The organism is Methyloversatilis universalis EHg5, assembly GCF_000378945.1.
Lineage (GTDB): Bacteria > Pseudomonadota > Gammaproteobacteria > Burkholderiales > Rhodocyclaceae > Methyloversatilis > Methyloversatilis universalis_A.
In genome coordinates this window covers 2299633-2317344 of the sequence record NZ_KB900539.1, presented here as the reverse complement: position 1 = coordinate 2317344, position 17712 = coordinate 2299633, and the positions used below count along the sequence as shown (strand labels likewise).

The 17712-nt window shown below is 68.7% G+C and carries 14 protein-coding genes; 13 read left to right on the top strand and 1 reads right to left on the bottom strand.

The genetic code is table 11. The features are described 5' to 3' along the window. The first annotated feature begins 206 nt into the window (after nucleotides 1–206). The 12 genes from METUNV2_RS0110715 to METUNV2_RS0110660 all read left to right on the top strand — a co-directional run bounded on the left by METUNV2_RS0110715 (nucleotide 207) and on the right by METUNV2_RS0110660 (nucleotide 15667). Nucleotides 207–1757, top strand: a complete 1551-nt coding sequence (locus METUNV2_RS0110715) for an ABC transporter substrate-binding protein (protein ID WP_018229473.1) — start codon at nucleotides 207–209, stop codon at nucleotides 1755–1757. Continuing rightward, nucleotides 1754–2875 (top strand): ABC transporter permease, encoded by a 1122-nt coding sequence (locus METUNV2_RS0110710; RefSeq protein WP_018229472.1) that lies wholly within the window; start codon nucleotides 1754–1756, stop codon nucleotides 2873–2875. The genes METUNV2_RS0110715 and METUNV2_RS0110710 overlap by 4 nt, the downstream gene beginning before the upstream one ends. Continuing rightward, a complete protein-coding gene (locus METUNV2_RS0110705) occupies nucleotides 2872–3714 on the top strand; it encodes an ABC transporter permease (RefSeq protein ID WP_018229471.1) in 843 nt (280 codons plus the stop codon). Before METUNV2_RS0110710 ends, METUNV2_RS0110705 begins: the two co-directional genes overlap by 4 nt. After that, nucleotides 3711–5651, top strand: a complete 1941-nt coding sequence (locus METUNV2_RS0110700; RefSeq protein ID WP_018229470.1) for a dipeptide ABC transporter ATP-binding protein — start codon at nucleotides 3711–3713, stop codon at nucleotides 5649–5651. Before METUNV2_RS0110705 ends, METUNV2_RS0110700 begins: the two co-directional genes overlap by 4 nt. A 157-nt stretch (nucleotides 5652–5808) precedes the next feature. Beyond that, complete coding sequence (locus tag METUNV2_RS0110695; protein ID WP_018229469.1) at nucleotides 5809–8289, top strand: TonB-dependent receptor plug domain-containing protein; 2481 nt, start codon at nucleotides 5809–5811, stop codon at nucleotides 8287–8289. Nucleotides 8290–8367: 78 nt separating this feature from the next. Continuing rightward, entirely contained in the window at nucleotides 8368–9708 is a 1341-nt protein-coding gene (locus METUNV2_RS0110690; RefSeq protein WP_018229468.1) for a metal-dependent hydrolase family protein, read from the top strand. Between the two features lie 83 nt (nucleotides 9709–9791). After that, nucleotides 9792–11087 carry a lipase family protein gene (locus METUNV2_RS0110685; RefSeq protein WP_018229467.1) on the top strand — a complete coding sequence of 432 codons (1296 nt, stop codon included), beginning with the start codon at nucleotides 9792–9794 and terminating at the stop codon, nucleotides 11085–11087. Nucleotides 11088–11201: 114 nt separating this feature from the next. Continuing rightward, a complete protein-coding gene (locus METUNV2_RS0110680) occupies nucleotides 11202–11762 on the top strand; it encodes a carboxymuconolactone decarboxylase family protein (RefSeq protein ID WP_018229466.1) in 561 nt (186 codons plus the stop codon). Next, the gene (locus METUNV2_RS0110675; RefSeq protein WP_018229465.1) at nucleotides 11759–12844 is read left to right on the top strand and encodes an acyl-CoA dehydrogenase family protein; all 1086 of its coding nucleotides are present in this window, start codon (nucleotides 11759–11761) and stop codon (nucleotides 12842–12844) included. The genes METUNV2_RS0110680 and METUNV2_RS0110675 overlap by 4 nt, the downstream gene beginning before the upstream one ends. Next, nucleotides 12841–13659 (top strand): ABC transporter ATP-binding protein, encoded by an 819-nt coding sequence (locus tag METUNV2_RS0110670; RefSeq protein WP_018229464.1) that lies wholly within the window; start codon nucleotides 12841–12843, stop codon nucleotides 13657–13659. The genes METUNV2_RS0110675 and METUNV2_RS0110670 overlap by 4 nt, the downstream gene beginning before the upstream one ends. Before the next feature lie 29 nt (nucleotides 13660–13688). Continuing rightward, a complete protein-coding gene (locus METUNV2_RS0110665; RefSeq protein WP_018229463.1) occupies nucleotides 13689–14921 on the top strand; it encodes an ABC transporter substrate-binding protein in 1233 nt (410 codons plus the stop codon). Nucleotides 14922–14923: 2 nt separating this feature from the next. After that, nucleotides 14924–15667 (top strand): ABC transporter permease, encoded by a 744-nt coding sequence (locus METUNV2_RS0110660; protein ID WP_018229462.1) that lies wholly within the window; start codon nucleotides 14924–14926, stop codon nucleotides 15665–15667. 10 nt (nucleotides 15668–15677) lie between these two features. Here the strand turns inward: METUNV2_RS0110660 and METUNV2_RS0110655 are convergent, their stop codons facing one another. After that, entirely contained in the window at nucleotides 15678–17051 is a 1374-nt protein-coding gene (locus METUNV2_RS0110655; protein ID WP_018229461.1) for a sensor histidine kinase, read from the bottom strand. Here METUNV2_RS0110655 and METUNV2_RS0110650 point away from each other — a divergent pair. Continuing rightward, entirely contained in the window at nucleotides 17050–17682 is a 633-nt protein-coding gene (locus tag METUNV2_RS0110650; protein ID WP_018229460.1) for a response regulator, read from the top strand. The two genes, METUNV2_RS0110655 and METUNV2_RS0110650, sit on opposite strands and share 2 nt — an antisense overlap. The last annotated feature ends 30 nt before the right edge of the window (nucleotides 17683–17712 follow it).

Here is a 17712-nt window from a genome sequence, read left to right as displayed (position 1 = left end):
ACAATCGCTTGCGTCACTTCCGCCCCAGCCGGTGCACACCTTTCCCGATACGCGGGAAAGCAAATCTGCATAAGGATTTCCGTCGTCCGCCATGGCACGGCTCCTGCTAATCACGGCTACACGCCGTCTGCGCACAGCTTGCAGCGGCATCGATACACGGATTCGTACGGAAGGTTTCAATGAGTTTTCAAGCGCGGAGGTCATTCATGCGCGCCGGTCTCGCGGCCGGCGGTGGACTGGTGCTGGGCGGGCTGCTGCCCGGCTGCTCCGACGGCGGCAAGGCGCCGGAGGGCGCAGCGGTGCTCACCGACACGCCGCGGCGCGGCGGCACCGTGCGCTTCGGCGTGATCGAAGGCGGTCAGGCTGGCAATCTGGATGCGCACAAGCCGGTGGGCAGTGGCGCCTTCCGCGGCTGGGCGCTGTACGCCAAGCTGTGGGAGTGGGGCCTTGATGCCCGCCCCAAGCTCGCGCTGGCCGAAGAGACCGAGGTGAATGCCGATGCGACCGAATGGACCATCCGGCTGCACAAGGGCCTCGAGTTCCACCACGGCAAGACCATCACCGCCGACGACGTCATCTTCTCGCTGTTGCGCCTGACCGATCCGCAGCTCGCGTCGCCGTATGCCGGCTATCTGTATTCGCTGCTGCGCAACGACGTGAAGAAGCTGGACGAGCGCACGGTGCGCATTCCGTTCGAGAAGGGCGCCGGTCTGGTGGCGCTGGCCGAATGCTGGATGAGCTGGGGCGGCATCGTGCCGACCGACTACGACCCGGTGAGCAATGTGGTCGGCGCCGGCCCTTATCGGCTCAAGAGCTTCACGCCAGGCCAGCGCTCGGTGTTCACCCGCTTCGACAACTACTTCAAGGCCGGTCAGCCGTATTTCGACCAGGTCGAGATTCTCGATTTCAGCGACCAGACCGGCCGCCTGCAGGCACTGCAGGCCGGGCAGATCGACATTGCGCCCAATCTGCCGTTCGAACAGCTGGCCTTCCTGCAGGCGGACCCGCGCTTCGAGGTGGTGGCGTCGGAAACCGATGTCTGGCACTCGTTCGACATGAATCTGGAGAAGGCACCGTTCGACGATCCGCGCGTGCGCAGGGCTTTCCGCCTGATCGCCGACCGCGACGAACTGGTGGCGCGCGTGCTGCAGGGGCAGGGCAGGGTGGCCAACGACCTGTACTCGCCGAGCGACCCGGCGTTCAACCACGACATTCCGCAGCGCCGCCAGGACCTGGCCGAAGCGACGCGGCTGCTGAAGGAAGCCGGTCACGGCAACGGTCTGGACGTGGAGCTGGTGACCGCCGGCGGCGCGGGTGCCAACGCGGCGCTGGTGTTCGCGCAGCAGGCGAAGAAGGCCGGCGTGAACGTGACCGTGACCAAGGTCGACGGCTCCATCTTCACTGGCCCGAAACGCAACGACTGGACCTTCAGCACCGGCGGCAGCGTGTCCCGCCCCTTCCTCCTGACCGTGCAGCAGCACGACGGCCCGCGCGCGGTCGGCAACAAGACCCACTTCAAGGACCCGCGCTTCGCCGAACTGATCACGCAGGCGCTGGGCCAGCCGGATCTGGACAAGCGCCGCGCGCTGATCGGCGAGGCGCAGCGCATCCAGCACGAAAGCGGCGGCATGCTGATCTGGGGCTATTCGAACGTGCTCGACGCGGTGTCGAAGGACATCGGCGGCGTCACGCCTGATCGCACCGGCTTCGCCGGCTGGCGCACCGACCGCATCTGGCGCCGGAGCCTCACCGCATGAGCAGCGTTCCCCTGAATGCCGGCGCGCCGTCGCCGGCAAGCGCCGGGCCGCTGGCCACGCTGAAGGCGCTGCGCGGCCGGCTGCCGGCCTGGCTGCCCTGGTTCGTCGGTCGCCTGCTGTCGGGTATCGGCGTGGTGCTGGTCATTTCATTCATCGTGTTCGGCGCCACCCAGGCGCTGCCCTCCGACCCGGCCCGCATCATCCTCGGGCCGGAGGCGCCGGAACACACGGTGGACACGCTGCGCCGCCAGCTTGGGCTGGACCGGCCGCTGGTGCTGCAGTACGCAGACTGGGCGCAGCAGGTGCTGTCCGGCAACCTCGGGCGCTCCATCGATTCCAGTGTGCCGGTCGGCGAACTGATGGCCGGCCGCTTCGCCAATTCGCTGACGCTCACGCTGGCGGTCGCCGCGGTGGCCTTCCCGCTGGCGCTGGTGCTGGGCATTTTCATGGCGCTGCGGCGCGACAGCCTGGCCGACCGCGCGGTGCTGTCGTCGGTGGTGCTGTTTAAGGCGGTGCCCGGTTTCGTGATCGGCATCTGCCTGGTCATGATCTTCTCGACCTCGGTGTTCAGCATTCTGCCGGCCGCCTCGCTGCTCGACCCGTCGCTGCCGGCCTGGCGCCAGCCGCAGTATCTGGTGCTGCCGACCGCGACGCTGGCGCTGTCGGTGGCCACCTATCTGCTGCGCCTGGTGCGCGCCTCGATGATCGAGGCGATGGATTCGGAATACGTTACCGCCGCCCGGCTGCGCGGCGTGCCTGAGCGCCGCATCATCTGGCGCCACGCGGTGCCGAATGCGCTCATTCCGGCGATCCAGGGTGTGGCCATGACCTTCCGCGTGCTGTTCGGCGGCGCGGTGCTGGCCGAAGTCATCTTCAGCTATCCGGGCATCGGCAACACGCTGAACGCGGCCATCGAAATGCGCGACCTGCCGCTGATCCAGGGCATCGTGCTGGTGATCACCGTCGGCGTGGTGGTGATCAATCTGGCCGCTGACCTGATTACCGTGCTGCTCACGCCGCGGCTGCGCACCGCCACCCGCATCCGCGCCCGTTCGCCCGGCCTGCGCAACGCGGCCTCGCTGTGGCGCACCGGCAAGAGCTGGAGGGTGTCGGTATGAGCGCACACGCTTCTTCGCTGCGTACGGTGCTGTCGGCACGGCAGGTGCGCTTCGGTCTGGTGCTCACGCTGGCGGTGGTGGGCTTCGCGCTGTTCGGCCCGCTGTTCGCGCCGCACGCGCACACCGATCTGGTCGGCATCACCTACGGCCGGCCGACCGCCGGTGCGCCGCTGGGCTACGACTACATCGGCCACGACGTGTGGTCCAGGGTGCTGGCCGGCGGCGTGTCGGTGGTGTGGATGTCGCTCGCCGCCGCCGCCATCGCGCTGGCGGCGGGCACCGCGCTCGGCCTGCTGGCCGCCTTCGCGCGGCGCAGGGTGGACCAGGCCATCGTCTGGTTCACCGATGTGTTCATGGCTTTTCCCGACCTCATTCTGGTGCTGCTCATCGTGTCCATGCTCGGGCGCGACCACTGGATCATCGTGCTTACCGTGGCGGTGGCCTTCGCACCGGGCGTGGTGCGGCTGTCGCGTGGCATCGCGCTCGGCGTGGTGAACCAGGAATTCGTCGAGGCAGCGGAAATGATGGGCTATCCGCGCAGCCGCATCCTGTTCCGCGAAATCCTGCCCAGCATCCTGACACCGCTGCTGGTGCATCTCGGGATCATGCTCACCTGGGCGGTCGGCATGCTGTCCGGCCTCGCCTTTCTTGGTTATGGCGTGGCACCGCCGGCCGCCGACTGGGGGTTGATGATCAACGAGAACCGCGCCGGGCTGCTGATACAGCCGGCCGCGGTATTCGGTCCGGTGCTGCTGATCGCGCTGTTCGCGCTCGGCACCAATCTGCTGGCCGAAGGCGTGGGCCGGGTCACTTCACGCATCGAGGAGAGAAAGTCGTGAGCGTCATCGCTGTGGACGGACACGCTTTCAGGCGGGTGGAATCCGGTGCCGGTGCGGCGCATGACACCGCGCAGAATGATGTATTCAGCAACGTCGCAGCACAGGCGCCGGCGCTGCCGGCGGCGCCGCTGCTGAAGGTGCAGGGCCTGCGGGTGCAGCTGGCGGGCGGTGCCGATGTGGTGTCCGACGTCAGCTTCGAGGTGGCGGCCGGCCGCATCATCGGCCTGGTGGGCGAGTCCGGTTCCGGCAAGACCACGGTGGCTTCGGCGCTGCTGGGCCATGTACGGCATGGTGCGCGCATCGTCGAAGGCCGCATCGAAGTGGCCGGTACCGACCTGCTGTCGCTGGACGAGGACGCGCTGCGCACGGTGCGTGGCCGCGTGGTCGCCCATGTCGCACAGGACCCGGCCACCACGCTGAACCCGCTGCTGCGCATCGGCACCCACATGCACGAGGTGCTGGAGGTGCATGCACCGGCGCTGGACCGCGCGGCGCGTGAAGCGCGCATTCTCGATGTGTTTGCGGACGTCGGCCTGCCGGCCGAAGCCGCCTTCCTGAAGCGCTTTCCGCACCAGCTGTCCGGCGGCCAGCAGCAGCGCGTGCTGCTGGCGCAGGCCTTCGTGCTGAAGCCGCGCCTCATCGTGCTGGACGAGCCGACCACCGCGCTCGACGTGAGCACCCAGGCGCGCGTGCTGGCGACCATACGCCGGCTGTGCAGCCAGCACGGCGTGGCGGCGGTCTATGTGTCGCACGATCTGGCAGTGGTGCGCGAACTGGTCGATGACGTGATCGTGCTGTACGCCGGCCGCATCGCCGAGGCGGCGCCGCTGGCCACGCTGTTCGATGCGCCGGCCCATCCCTACAGCCAGGGGCTTCTGGCGGCGATTCCCGACGTGGCTGAGCGGCGCGCGCTGCAGCCGATACCGGGCCAGGCCCCGGCACCGGGCACCCGGCCGGCCGGTTGCGCCTTCGCGCCGCGCTGCCCGCTGGCTGATGCGCGCTGCGGCAGTGAGCAGCCGGCGCTGTCTCACCTGTACGGCGGCCAGCAGGCGGCATGCCTGAAGCTTGACGCCGGCCCGGCCTTCCGCATCGAGGCGGCCGCTTCGGCGCGCCGCCCGGCCGCGGAGGCGGACGGCCCGCCGCTGCTCGAAGTCGCGCAGATCGATGCCTGGTACGGCAGCCGGCAGGTGCTGCACAACGTGGCGCTGCGCCTGGGTGCGGGCGAGTGCGTGGCGGTGGTGGGCGAATCCGGCTCCGGCAAGACCACGCTGGCACGCGCACTGGCCGGCCTCGGCGAGCACGCGGTGGGCAGCGTGCTCTATCGCGGCCAGAGCCTGTCGCTGCACGCCCGCGAGCGCACGGCCGACGTGCGTCACCAGATCCAGTACATCTTCCAGAACCCCTACCGTGCGCTGAATCCGCGCCACCGTGTGGGCGAAACGCTGACCGCGGCGGTACGTCACTTCTTCGGCGTGGATCGCGCCGAAGCGCAGCGGCGGGCGGAAGCGGTGATGGCCCGGGTGTCGCTGCAGCCGGGCCTGCTGGACGCCTATCCGCGCGAACTGTCGGGCGGCGAGCGCCAGCGGGTGGCGATCGCGCGGGCGCTGGTGTGCGAGCCGCAACTGCTCATCTGCGACGAAATCACCTCGGCGCTCGACGTATCAGTGCAGGCCACCATCCTCGCGCTGCTGCGCGAACTGCAGGCGGGCGGGCTGTCCATCCTGTTCGTCACGCACGACCTCGGCGTGGTGCGTGCGCTGGCCGACCGCGTGGTGGTGCTGCGCGAAGGCCGCGTGGTCGAGCACGGCGCGGTCGATGACGTGCTCGACCATCCGTTCAACCGCTACACGAAACAGCTGGTGGAGCACTCGCCCAGTCTGATCGATGCGGCACACCGACCCCAGCGCGAGGCCCGGGTGATCCGCTACTCGATCTGAACCTGCGCCCTCCCTGCGGGGAGGGCGCCCAACCCCGATCCGAAGTCCTGCATGGCTGCGCATTGCGTGCCAGGGAGGCGCTTCGCCCGACGCACCGCACACAGCCATGTCCGACATCTCTCCACCCCAACCGATCGCAGAACAGAAAGGTATTCACATGATCGATCTTCCCCGCTTCAGGCTGGCACGCGCCAGCGCCCTGGTGGCTGGCGCACTGGCCTCCCTAGGCGGTCCGGCGATGGCCCAGGACAGCGGCACCGACGCCGCGTCCGCCGGCCCGCTTGACGCCGTGGTGGTGACCGGCACCCGTCGCAGCAACACCACCCAGCTGCAGTCGTCGGCCCCGGTCGATGTGCTGACCGGCAAGGATCTTGAGGCCACCGGCGCGGCCGACCTGTCGCGCGCGCTGATCAGCCTGTCGCCGTCGGCCAGCTTCCCGTCCACACCCAACGGCTCCTTCGCCTCGTCCATTCCGGCGGGCGCCTCGCTGCGCGGGCTGTCGTCCGATCAGGTGCTGGTGCTGATCAATGGCAAGCGCCGTCACGTCGGCGCCAACTTCACCCGACAGGCGCTGGCCGGCGGCCGCGGCTCGGCGGCGGTGGATCTGAGCCTGATTCCGGTGGCGGCCATCGAGCGGGTGGAAATCCTGCGCGACGGTGCCGCCGCCCAGTACGGTTCGGACGCGATTGCCGGCGTCATCAACATCGTGCTCAAGGGGCGTGACAGTGGGGGTGCCATCGGTTACCGCTATGGCGAGTACGCCAACCGCAACGGCGGTGAACAGCACACGCTGAGCGGCTGGAAGGGCATTTCGCTGGCCAACGACGGCTTTCTGACGCTGAGCTTCGATGCCGGCGTGCGCGACTTCGCCAACAACACCAATCCGGACGAGCGCCTGGCGGCCAATCATCCGTACAAGGACTGGAAGTTCGGCGCGCCGCGGGTGAACGACCAGTTCAACCTGCTGGCGAACGCAGAGGTACCGGTGAATGCCGACCTGTCGCTGTATGCCTTTGCCACCGTGTCGCATCGCGAAAGCATCGGTGAGGGCTTCTATGAATCCAACACCACCAACAGCGCGCTGGTGCGCTCGGCGGCCTTCCAGTCGCGCTACCCCTTCGGGCGCATTCCGGTCACCGTGTACGAACTGGACGATGCCGCGCTGAACGTCGGCGCCCGCTTCGGCGACAAGGAACTCGGCCGCTTCGACCTGCACGCCAACATCGGTCAGAACACCGTGAAGTCGATAGACAAGAACGGCCTGAATCCGAGCTGGGGCCCGAATTCGCCGTCGACCTACGACACCGGCGAGCGCACGCATACCCAGGCCAATCTGGGCCTGGACTACGTGCGTGACCTGCCGGTGTCCGCCTTTGCCGGCCCGCTTACGCTGTCAGCCGGTCTGGCCTACCGCTGGGAGGAATACGACCTGACCGCCGGCGACCCGATTGCCTACACCCGTGGTCCGTTCTATCAGGTGGGTGCGCCTGGCGTCGCGGTGCCCGGCATCTACTCCGGCATCACCGACCAGGATGCGCGCACGATTTCGCGCAATGTGTGGGGCGGCTTCGTCGGCCTGGAAGCCAATGTGACCGAAAAGCTCAATCTCGGTCTGGCGCTGCGCAGCGAACATTATTCGGACTTCGGCGGCACCACCACCGGCAAGGGTTCGGCCCGCTACGACTTCACGCCCGAATTCGCGGTGCGCTCGACCTACAGCACCGGCTATCGCGCACCGTCCATCGTGCAGCTGGGCTATTCGGCGTTCAGCGTGCAGACCGCCAACATCGGTGGCGTGTTCACCGACGTGCAGCAGCGCACGCTGCTGCCGGGCAGCCCGATCGCCGAACTGCTGGGCGGCAAGGCGCTGAAGCCGGAAGAGTCGGAAAACGTGTCGCTGGGCTTTGTGTGGCGGCCGACCGCGAATGCCTCGGCCACCTTCGATGCCTACCAGATCGACATCAGGAACCGGGTGCTGCTGTCGGAAAACCTGTCCACCACCACCATTCCGGCGCTCGGCCCCATCCTGGCGCCGTTCGGCATCAACAACGCCGCCTTCTTCACCAACGTGCTCGACACCCGCACCCGCGGTTTCGAACTGTCGGGCAAGTACCGGCTGGATCTGGTCAGCCGTGGCCGGCTCGACCTGAGTGCCGGCTTCGCCGCGGCGGACACCGAAATCACCAAGGCACGAAACGTGGTGACGCCCAATGGCACGGTCATTCCGTCGGATCGCATCGTCGGCCGCAACACCCGCGGTCTGGTCGAGGACATCACGCCCAACACCAAGTTCACGCTGGGTGCGAACTGGCGCATCGCGCAATGGGAAGTGACCTCGGCCGCCCGCCGCTACGGCAAGTGGACCAACCGGGCCACCGATGCGCGCGACGACCAGACCTTCGATCCGCAGTGGGTGTTCGACCTTGACGTGGCCTACCACTTCAGCGGCCCGCTCAAGGGTCTGAAGGCTTCGGTCGGCGCGATCAATCTGTTCGACAGCTACCCGGACAAGACCCGCCGGCTGCTCAACAGCAGCGGCGCGCTGGCCAGCGTGGGCGGGGTGACCAAGTACAGCTTCAACGCGCCTGAAGGCGGCCTCGGCGCCTTCTACTACACCAGCCTGAACTACAGCTTCTGATGCAGGCAGGCCGCGCTTCAGGTGCGGCCCCGATCACCTGAATCCGGCCATGTTCGCGTGGCCGGACGGAGGACTTTCATGAAACGTCTGCTTGTCGCGCTGGTTCTCGCCGGCGTGTTCGCATCTCCGGTGCAGGCCGCCGATGCGCCGGCCCGTACCGCCTACCGGGCGGCCAGGCTGCTCGATGTGGACAGCGGCCGCTACGTGGACGACCCGGTCATCCTGGTCGAAAGCGGCCGCATCGTCAGCGTGGGCAGCCGCATCGCCGTGCCGGACGGCGTACCGGTGGTCGATTTCGGCAACGTCATCCTGTTGCCAGGGCTGATCGACGCCCATGTCCATCTGACCGGCGGCCCGGACGCGGCGGCGCGCTCCCAGTCGCGCAATGTGCTGTACGCCGCGCGCTCTGCGCAGAACAGCCTGTTCGCCGGCTTCACCACCTTGCGCAGCATGGGCGGGCCGGCCTATTCGGTCATTGCGCTGCGCGATGCGATCAACGACGGTGACATCGTCGGGCCGCGCATTCTCGACGCCGGTGCACTGGTCGCGGTGACCGGTGGTCATTGTTCCGGGCCGCGCGTCTATCGGCCTGAAGTCGCGCCCACTGCCGAAGGCGTGGCCGACGGTCCGGATGAACTGCGCCGGACTACGCGCAAGCTGATCAAGTACGGCGCCGACTTCATCAAGGCCTGCATCACCGGCGGCTTCGTGTCCGGCACCAACCCGAACCAGGTGCAGTTCTCCGAGGAAGAAGTGCGCGCGGTGATCGATACCGCGCACGGCCTCGGCCGCAAGGTGGCCATCCACGCGCACGGCGCCGATGGCATACGGCTGGCCGCGCGGCTGGGCGCGGATTCGATCGAGCACGGCACGCTGATCGACGACGAAGGCATTGCGGCGGTGAAGAAGGGCAAGGTCTATATCGTGCCCACGGTGAAGGTGATGGCCAGTTCGGTCGAGAAGGCGAAGAAGGCCGGCGCCTCGGAAAGCACGCTGCTTGCGCTGGCGGCCGCCCGTGACGCGCAGAAGCGGAACCTTGCCAAGGCCTATGCCCAGGGCGTGGTGTTCGCCTTCGGCACCGACTTCACGCAGGACGGCAGCAACGCCACCGAGTTCTCCGCGCTGCTCGAGCTGGGGCTCACGCCCTTGCAGGCGGTGCAGACCGCCACTGTGCATGCCGCGCAGTTGCTCGGCCAGTCTGGGCGCATCGGCAGGGTGGCGCCCGGCCATTTCGCCGATTTCATCGCGCTCAGGGACGACCCGCTGAGCGACGTGCGCGCGCTGGAAAAGGTGGTGGTCGTCGTGAAGAACGGCGAGCTGGTGCGCAACGACCTGGCAGCGACGCCGCTGCTGCGCCGCGCGGCGCTGGCCGCGGTCGAGGAGGCGGGGGAAGACCACGGCCACGACCACGCGCACTGAACATTCCGCAATCCGCAATCCGCAATCCGCTATCCCACCGGCGGCTGGGCCGCCGGTGTCTTACATCCATCAAGGACGCATCCATGCACCCCCACTTCGCTTCATCTTCCCGCGCACTGACCCGCAAGCTGGTTGCCGGCGCCATCGCGCTCGCACTGTCGGCCGGCCTGTCCGCCGCCACCGGCACCCGGGCGCCGGCACCCGACCCGCTGCAGGGCGACGGCCGGGTGTCCGATTTCTACGTCTGGAAGGACGTGATTCCGGCCACGCCGGGCAAGCTGCTGCGCAGCGAGCCGCTGCCGCCGTCGCTCGGTCTGACGGGCACCGCCAGGCAGCTGCGCATCCTGTACACCTCGACCAGCGGCTTTGACGGCCGTACGCCCATCGTGGTGTCCGGTGCGCTGTTCGTTCCGGCCGGTACGCCGCCGGCCGGCGGCTGGCCGGTGCTGGCCTGGGGGCACGGCACGGTGGGTCTGGCCGATGTCTGCGCGCCGTCGTGGGCTGGCCGTTCCTACCGCGACGTGCGCTATCTGCAGCGCTGGCTGTCCGAAGGCTATGCCATCGTCGCCAGCGATTACGAAGGCCTGGGCGTGGCCGGCCCGCACCCGCTGATCAATGTGCCGTCGCTGGCCTATTCGATACTGGACAGTGCGCGCGCCGTGGTGCGCGACGTGCCGGGGCTGGCGAACAAGGTGCTCATCGTCGGCCAGTCGCAGGGCGGCATCGGCGCCTTCGCGGCGGCGGCCCACCAGCCGGGCTATGCGCCGGATCTCGGGGTAAAGGGCACGGTGGCCACCGGTGTCATCTACCGCAGCAACAATCCGGCGACCTCGGGCAACGCGACACCGCGCAATCCGCACAAGGTGGATGACGCGCTGTCCTACGGTTTCTACGGTTTCATCGTGGACCAGCAGCACGAGCCCGCGCTGCAGGCGGCCGACGTGTTCACCGACTTCGCCGCACCGGTGGTCGATCAGGCGCGCAACGTGTGCCTGTCGCAGCTGATGGGCGACGTGGTCGGCGCCGGCCTGACGCTGGCCAACACCCGCAAGCCGGAAGGCGAGGTCGGCGAGCGCTACCGGCGCTATCAGCAGGGCGCGGAAGAACGGGCGCGGCGCTACAGCGTGTATCCGACGCTGAAGCTGAACCACCCGGTGTTCATCGGTACCGGCGCCGAGGACGTGACGCCGTCGGCGGTGAGTCAGCTGGCGCTGATGCGCGACGCATGCGCCGCCGGCACGGTCGTGGAAGGCCATCTGTACGCCGGCCTGGGCCACAGCGCTACCGTGAATGGATCGCTGAAGGATTCGATCCCGTTCGCGAAAAAGGTGATCGCCGGCGAGCCGGTCACGCCGGTGTGCGCGCCGGTGCTCGAGTGAATGACTGCAGGGCGGATCGTGATAAGCATTTCATGATTTGTTCTGCATTTTGAATTGGTTGGGCGGGGGCGGGCGGCTGGCTACAGTGCGCGCATCGTCATCGAGGAGCGCCGCATGCCCCGCCTGAACCTGCTCACCGCCGACACCGCGCCGGACGCCAGCCGTCCGCTGGTCGAGCGCGTGCTTGCCAACAACGGCTTCCTGCCCAATCTGGTCGCCTCACTGGCCAACGCGCCGGTGGCGCTGGAAACCTATCTGACCGTCGGCGAAATCAACGGCCGCGCCAGCCTGACGCTGGCCGAACGCGAAGTGGTGCAGATCACCGCCGCGCGCATCCATGGCTGTGACTTCTGCGTGGCCGGCCACAGCGCCATCGCGCTGAAGAAGGCGGGATTCGACAAAGGCGCAGTGGTCGCGCTGCAGCGCGGTCGACCGGTCGGCGATGCGCGGCTGGATGCGCTGGCCGCCTTCGCCGCCGAGGTGATCGCCACCCGTGGTGCGGTGAGCGACGCGGCGCTGGCCGAATTCACCGGTGCCGGCTTCGGGCGCGAACAGGTGCTCGAAGTCATTCTCGGCGTGAGCCTGGCGACGCTGTGCAATTTCGCCAACAACTTCGCGCAGAACCCGATCAATCCTCAGCTGCAGCCCTTCAGCGCGGGCGTGCTCGGCGCATGAGCACCGTGCTGCCCGAAGGCCTGCGCGACTGGCTGAACGCTCACGCGCCTGCACTGAACGACGGCAGCGCGAACGACGAGGCGCTGCTGCCGGCGCTGGCGTCGGCCGGGCTGTTCGCCATCGGCGTGCCGGAAAGCTTCGGCGGCGCCGGTGGCCGCACCGGTGATGCGGTCGACGCCATCGCCGCGGTGGCCGAACATTCGCTGGCCGCGGCCTTCGTGTTCTGGGGCCACCGCGCCTTCATCGAATACCTGCTGGCCAGCCCGAACGCGGCACTGCGCGAGCGCCGGCTGCCTGCGCTGCTGAACGGCACGCAGGCGGGCGCGACCGGCCTCTCGAACGCGATGAAATTCCTGTGCGGCATCGAGTCACTGCAGATCGAGGCGGTGCGTGAGGGCGAGGGCTGGCGACTCGACGGCAAGCTGCCCTGGGTAACCAATCTGCGCAAATCGGGCTTCGTGTTCGCGGCGGCGGTGTCGTCGCGCGACGGCGAGCCGCCGCTCATCGTCGCACTCGACCACGACCGTCCGGGCGTGAGCCGGACAGCCGATCTCGATCTGATCGCGATGCGCGGCAGCAATACCGCTGCACTGGTCATCGACGACGTGCGCATCGATGCCGACGACGTGATCGCCGGTGACGCGCGTGACTGGCTGCCGCGGGTGCGGCCGGCCTTTCTGGCACTGCAGTGCGGCATGTCCATCGGTATTGCGCGGGCCGCGCTGTCGGCGGCGCAGGCGCGCTGCAGCAGTGCCCGCGCCACGCTGCAGGACGCGCTCGATGCGGTCGGCGATGGCCTGGCGCGGCAGGTGGTGGCGCTGCACGACGGGCTCGCCGCCGGTCGTTTCGTGGCTGATCCGGCCGCGCTGTTCCGGCTGCGCATCGCGCTGGCGGATACGGTGCAGCGTGCGGTGCAGCTGGAACTGCAGGCCAGCGGCGGCCGCGCCTATCTGGTCGACCCGCTGTTCGGCTTCGCCCGGCGGCTGCAGGAATCGGCTTTCGTGCCGGTGATCACGCCCAGCGTGACCCAGCTCGAGGGTGAACTGCTGAAGCGCGCGCAGCAGACGGCGAGGGCGGCGTGAACGCGCCGGCCGAAGGCGGGCTGCTGCACGGCGCCGAACGCGCATCGGTGACGGCCGACGGATACGCACTGAGCGCACGCGGACTGGCTTACGCCTACGGCGGCGCGGCACCGGTGTTCGCCGACGTGGCGATCGACATCCGCCACCGGGAGATCGTGTGCCTGCTGGGCGGCAGCGGTTGCGGCAAGTCTTCGCTGCTGCGTGTGCTGTCCCGGCTGGAAGCGCAGACCGCAGGTGACATCCGTTTTCTGGATGAAGCGCTGACCGCGCCGCACCCGCGCGCCGCGCTGGTGTTCCAGCAGGCCAGCCTGCTGCCCTGGCTGGATGCCGCCGGCAATGTGGGCTTCGGCCTCGATTTCGATCATCAGCCGGTGCTGTCGCGCAGCGAGCGCGCCGAGCGGGTCGAGCACGCGCTGTCCGCGGTCGGTCTGGCCGGCCACGCCCACCGTTACCCGGCCCAGCTGTCCGGCGGCATGGCGCAGCGGGTGGCGCTGGCCCGCGCACTGGCGCGCCAGCCGCAGCTGCTGTTTGCCGACGAACCCTTTTCCGCGCTGGACGCGATCACCCGCGCCGAAATGCAGGACCTGCTGGTCGAGCTGGTGCACCGCTGGCACACCGCGGCGCTGCTGGTCACGCACGACATCGACGAAGCCATCCTGGTGGCCGACCGCATCCTGCTGATGGGCGGCGCACCCGGCCGCATCGTGCGCGAATGGACTGTGGACATCGAACGCCCGCGCGAGGCGCAGCCGGCGGCGGTGACCGCGCTGCGGCTGGACATCCTGAATGCGCTGCACGCGCTGCGCGCGCACTGACACGACCACCATTACAGAGAGGACAAGACATGAACAAGGATGGAAAGCTGCACATCTGCGCCTCGTCGGACTGCGGCTGCGGGCTCACGCGTCGCGACATGCTGAAGCTGGGCGCACTGACCCTGGCTGGCGTGGCCGCGCCGCTGCTGCGTGCCGGCGACGCACGTGCCCAGGCCTTCAGGGGCGACGACCAGCCGGTGAAGATCGGCTATCTGCCGATCACCGACGCGACGCCGCTGCTGGTGGCCCACGCGAGAAAGCTGTTCGAGGCGGAAGGCCTGAAGACCGAAGCGCCGCGGCTGTTCCGCAGCTGGGCGCAGATCGTCGAGGCCTTCGTCGCCGGTCAGGTGAATGTGATTCACCTGCTGACGCCGGCGGCGCTGTGGGTGCGCTACGGCTCGAAGTTCCCGGCCAAGATCGTCGCCTGGAACCATGTGAACGGCTCCGCGCTGACGGTGGATCCGGCGGTCACGTCGTTTGCCGATCTGGGCGGCCGCACGGTGGCGGTGCCGTTCTGGTACTCGATCCACAACATCCTGCTGCAGCAGGTGCTGCGCGCCAACGGCCTGACCGCGGTGACCCGGGCGAAGGACAGCGCGCTGGCCGCGAACGAGGTGAACCTCATCGTGCTGCCGCCGGCGGAAATGGTGTCGGCGCTGGCCGGCAAGTCCATCGCCGGCTACATCGTGGCCGACCCGTTCAACGCGCTGGCCGAAACCAAGGGCGTGGGCAAGGTGCTGCGCTTTTCCGGCGACGTGTGGCAGAACCACGCCTGCTGCGTCACCTTCCTGTCCGAACGCGACACCAGCGAGCGGCCGGAGTGGGCGCAGCGCGTGACCAACGCCATCGTGCGCGCCCAGCTGTGGACCCGCAGCAACCAGCTCGATACCGCCAAGCTGCTGTCGGCGACCGGCGAGGGCAAGTACACGCCGCACGCGCTGCCGGTGCTGTCCAAGGTGCTGGCGGCCACCGACTATGCGAGCTACGAGGCGTCCGGCGTGGTGAAGAACAAGGGCTGGTATCAGCGACGCATCGACTTCCAGCCCTATCCCTTCCCGTCCTACACCGAAGAACTGGTGCGCGCGGTGAAGCAGACCAAGGTCGAGGGCGATACGAAATTCCTCGATGCGCTGGACCCGAAGTTCGTTGCGGCCGATCTGGTGGATGACCGCTTCGTGCGCAAGGCCATCGATCTGGTCGGCGGACCCAAGGTGTTTGACCTGCCGGCCGATCTGCGGCGCAAGGAAATCGTGCGGGTGTAAATATGCTGCGCCTCATCCTTCCCTTGGTCGGGCTGGCGGCCGCGCTGCTGCTGTGGGCGGCCGGTGCCGCCTGGCTGACCCAGCGCATGCCGGTGGCCGCCGATTTCGCGCCGCTGCCATCGGCGGATGCGCTGTGGCAGCTGGTCGGCGGCGGCGATCTGTGGCCGCATGTCTGGTTGAGCCTCAAACGGGTGCTGGTCGGGCTGGCGCTGGCGATCGCCATCGGCGTGCCGCTGGGCGTGCTGACCGGGCTGTCGAAGCGCTTCGCCCAGGGCACGACGCCGCTGTTCCAGTTCCTGCGCATGGTGTCGCCGCTGTCCTGGATGCCGCTGGCAGTCATGGTGCTGGGCGTGGGCGATGCGCCGGTGTATTTCCTGCTCGCCTTCGCCGCGGTGTGGCCCATCCTGCTGAACACCGCATCCGGTGTGGCGCAGCTGGACCCGAACTGGCTGCTGCTGGCGCGCAGCCTGTCGGCCACGCGCCGCGAAACCGTGCTGCGTGTAGTGCTGCCGGGCATTACCGAACACATCCTGACCGGCGTGCGGCTGGCCATCGGCATCATCTGGATCGTGCTGGTGCCGGCGGAAATGCTGGGCGTATCGGCCGGGCTGGGCTATTTCATTCTGGATACCCGCGACCGGCTGGCCTATTCGGAACTGATGGCCGCCATCCTGCTGGTCGGGGCGCTGGGCTATGCGCTGGATCACCTCGCGCGCAGCGCCCACGCGCGCTGGCTGCACCGCTGACGCGGCTGCATCAGCCGGCCCGCGGCACCCGCAGCGTGAATACGCTGCCGCGCCCGGGGCGGGAGCGCACGGTCAGCGTGTGGCCCAGCAGGTCGGCCTGCTTGCGGGCCAGCGCCAGACCCAGGCCCTGGCCCTGATCGGCCGGGCGGCTGCGGTCGTCGAAGCGGCGGAAGGGCAGGAAAATGAGCGGCAGGTGTTCGGCCGCAATGCCCGGTCCGCTGTCCCTCACCTCGATATCGATATGGCCGCCGCGCGGGCGGGCGGCCACCAGCACGGTTCCTTGCCGGGTGTAGCGCACCGCGTTCGACACCAGATTGTCCAGCATGGACTGCAGCATCATGGCGTCGCTGTCGACCACCGCGGCAGTCGGGCGGAAGCGCAGTACCAGACCCTGATCCGCAGCCTGCGGCGCGAACTGCGCGGCACAGGCCGCCCACAGTTCGGCCAGCGGCAGCGCCCGCCTGAGCACCCGCGCCTCGCCGGCTTCCAGTCGCGACAGTTCGATCAGCCGCGACAGCTGCCGGCTCATCGTGCGCACCGCCGAATCGATGCCATCACACACTTCGGCGGTGGCCGCCGGTGTCGCTGCCCCGCCTGCGATCGCACGCAGGTAGCGCACATGCAGGCCGATGGCATGCACCGGCTGCCTGAGGTCGTGGGTGACGCCAGCCAGGAACAGGTTCTTGGCACGCATTGCGGTCTGCACCGCGTCGCGCTCCTGCCGCAGGTCTTCGGCGAGCCGCGCGTTCTGGCGGGTGAGCAGCAGCGCGTCGCGCATGGTGGCGTACGCACTGCGACCGAAGGACAGCAGCACCAGTAGGTAGAAGAACAGCGTGAGGCCGCCGGCCAGATTCACCAGCCCGCCCATCAGCGCCGCCTTGATCACGAAGGGCAGCAGGGTGCCGATCAGGTAGAGCCGCAGCGCGCCGGGCAGGGCGGTGGTGGCGGTGACCGCACCGCCGGCCATGCCGGCCAGGATGGCCACGCTGAAGAAATCGACGAAAGGATCGACACCGCGATACACCATCCAGGGCAGCAGGCCCCAGGCCAGGCCGGTGAGCCCCGCGACCAGTGTGTAGATCCGTTCGATCCGGTCCAGTCCCGCGCGGTCCAGCGTGGCCAGCCGGGGACGCATGTGGCGAACCAGCGCGTAGCGCAGGCCGATCAGCAGCCAGACCGCAAGCATCCACAGGCCGACCGGCGCCGGCGCGTGGCTGCCCAGCAGCACCACGACCGCGGTCAGCGACACCGCGAGATTGCCGGCCACGATGGTGGGCGTGTGTCCGAACAGCACGCCGAGCAGATCGCGCCGCACCGCGTCGAACGCAGCCGTGTCGCAGTCGAGCGGGGCGGTGCTTGCGGGAATGTTAATTTCCGGCCTCATGAATGCCGCCGAGATTAGCATCGTCGTCGCCGAAGACCACGCACTGGTGCGCCAGGGGCTGCGGCTGATGCTGTCCACAGAAAGCGATCTGCGCTGGCTGGCCGACTGTGGCGACGGCGGACAGGCGCTTGAACTGGTGCGCACGCTGTCGCCCGACCTGCTGCTGCTCGACCTTGGCCTGCCCGGTCTGGACGGGCTGCGGGTGATGCAGCTGATCGCCGCAGAACGGCTGCCTACCCGGGTGCTGGTGGTGACTGCACGGCAGGACGCGGCCTCCTTCCACGCCGCGCTGGGCCTCGGCGCCCACGGCTATCTGCTGAAGAATGACGACGCCGATGCGCTGGTGCAGGCGATCCGGCGGGTGGGGGCGGGCGGCTACCACGTGAGCCCGGAACTGGCGACGCTGTTCGGCCCGCGCGAAGCGCCTGAAGAAGAGGAACTGACCGCGCGCGAAAGCGATATCGCGGCACGGGTCGGGCGCGGCCTGTCGAGCAAGCAGATCGGCGTCGAACTGGGCATTTCCGAGCATACGGTGCGCAAGCACCGCGAAAACATCGCCCGCAAGCTCGGTCTGCGCAACGCGGCCGAACTGGTGGCCTGGTCGGTCAGGCACCGGCTGCCCGAAGCGTGATGCACGCCGCATCGTCCGGTTGATAGACGG

Bases quoted from the DNA above. Each gene is read 5' to 3' on its own strand.
- METUNV2_RS0110675 (WP_018229465.1), top strand. From the start codon at position 11,759: ATGAGCACCGTGCTGCCCGAAGGCCTGCGCGACTGGCTGAACGCTCAC.
- METUNV2_RS0110685 (WP_018229467.1), top strand. From the start codon at position 9,792: ATGCACCCCCACTTCGCTTCATCTTCCCGCGCACTGACCCGCAAGCTG.
- METUNV2_RS0110655 (WP_018229461.1), bottom strand. From the start codon at position 17,051: ATGAGGCCGGAAATTAACATTCCCGCAAGCACCGCCCCGCTCGACTGC.
- METUNV2_RS0110665 (WP_018229463.1), top strand. From the start codon at position 13,689: ATGAACAAGGATGGAAAGCTGCACATCTGCGCCTCGTCGGACTGCGGC.
- METUNV2_RS0110660 (WP_018229462.1), top strand. From the start codon at position 14,924: ATGCTGCGCCTCATCCTTCCCTTGGTCGGGCTGGCGGCCGCGCTGCTG.
- METUNV2_RS0110650 (WP_018229460.1), top strand. From the start codon at position 17,050: ATGAATGCCGCCGAGATTAGCATCGTCGTCGCCGAAGACCACGCACTG.
- METUNV2_RS0110680 (WP_018229466.1), top strand. From the start codon at position 11,202: ATGCCCCGCCTGAACCTGCTCACCGCCGACACCGCGCCGGACGCCAGC.
- METUNV2_RS0110715 (WP_018229473.1), top strand. From the start codon at position 207: ATGCGCGCCGGTCTCGCGGCCGGCGGTGGACTGGTGCTGGGCGGGCTG.
- METUNV2_RS0110710 (WP_018229472.1), top strand. From the start codon at position 1,754: ATGAGCAGCGTTCCCCTGAATGCCGGCGCGCCGTCGCCGGCAAGCGCC.
- METUNV2_RS0110705 (WP_018229471.1), top strand. From the start codon at position 2,872: ATGAGCGCACACGCTTCTTCGCTGCGTACGGTGCTGTCGGCACGGCAG.
- METUNV2_RS0110690 (WP_018229468.1), top strand. From the start codon at position 8,368: ATGAAACGTCTGCTTGTCGCGCTGGTTCTCGCCGGCGTGTTCGCATCT.
- METUNV2_RS0110695 (WP_018229469.1), top strand. From the start codon at position 5,809: ATGATCGATCTTCCCCGCTTCAGGCTGGCACGCGCCAGCGCCCTGGTG.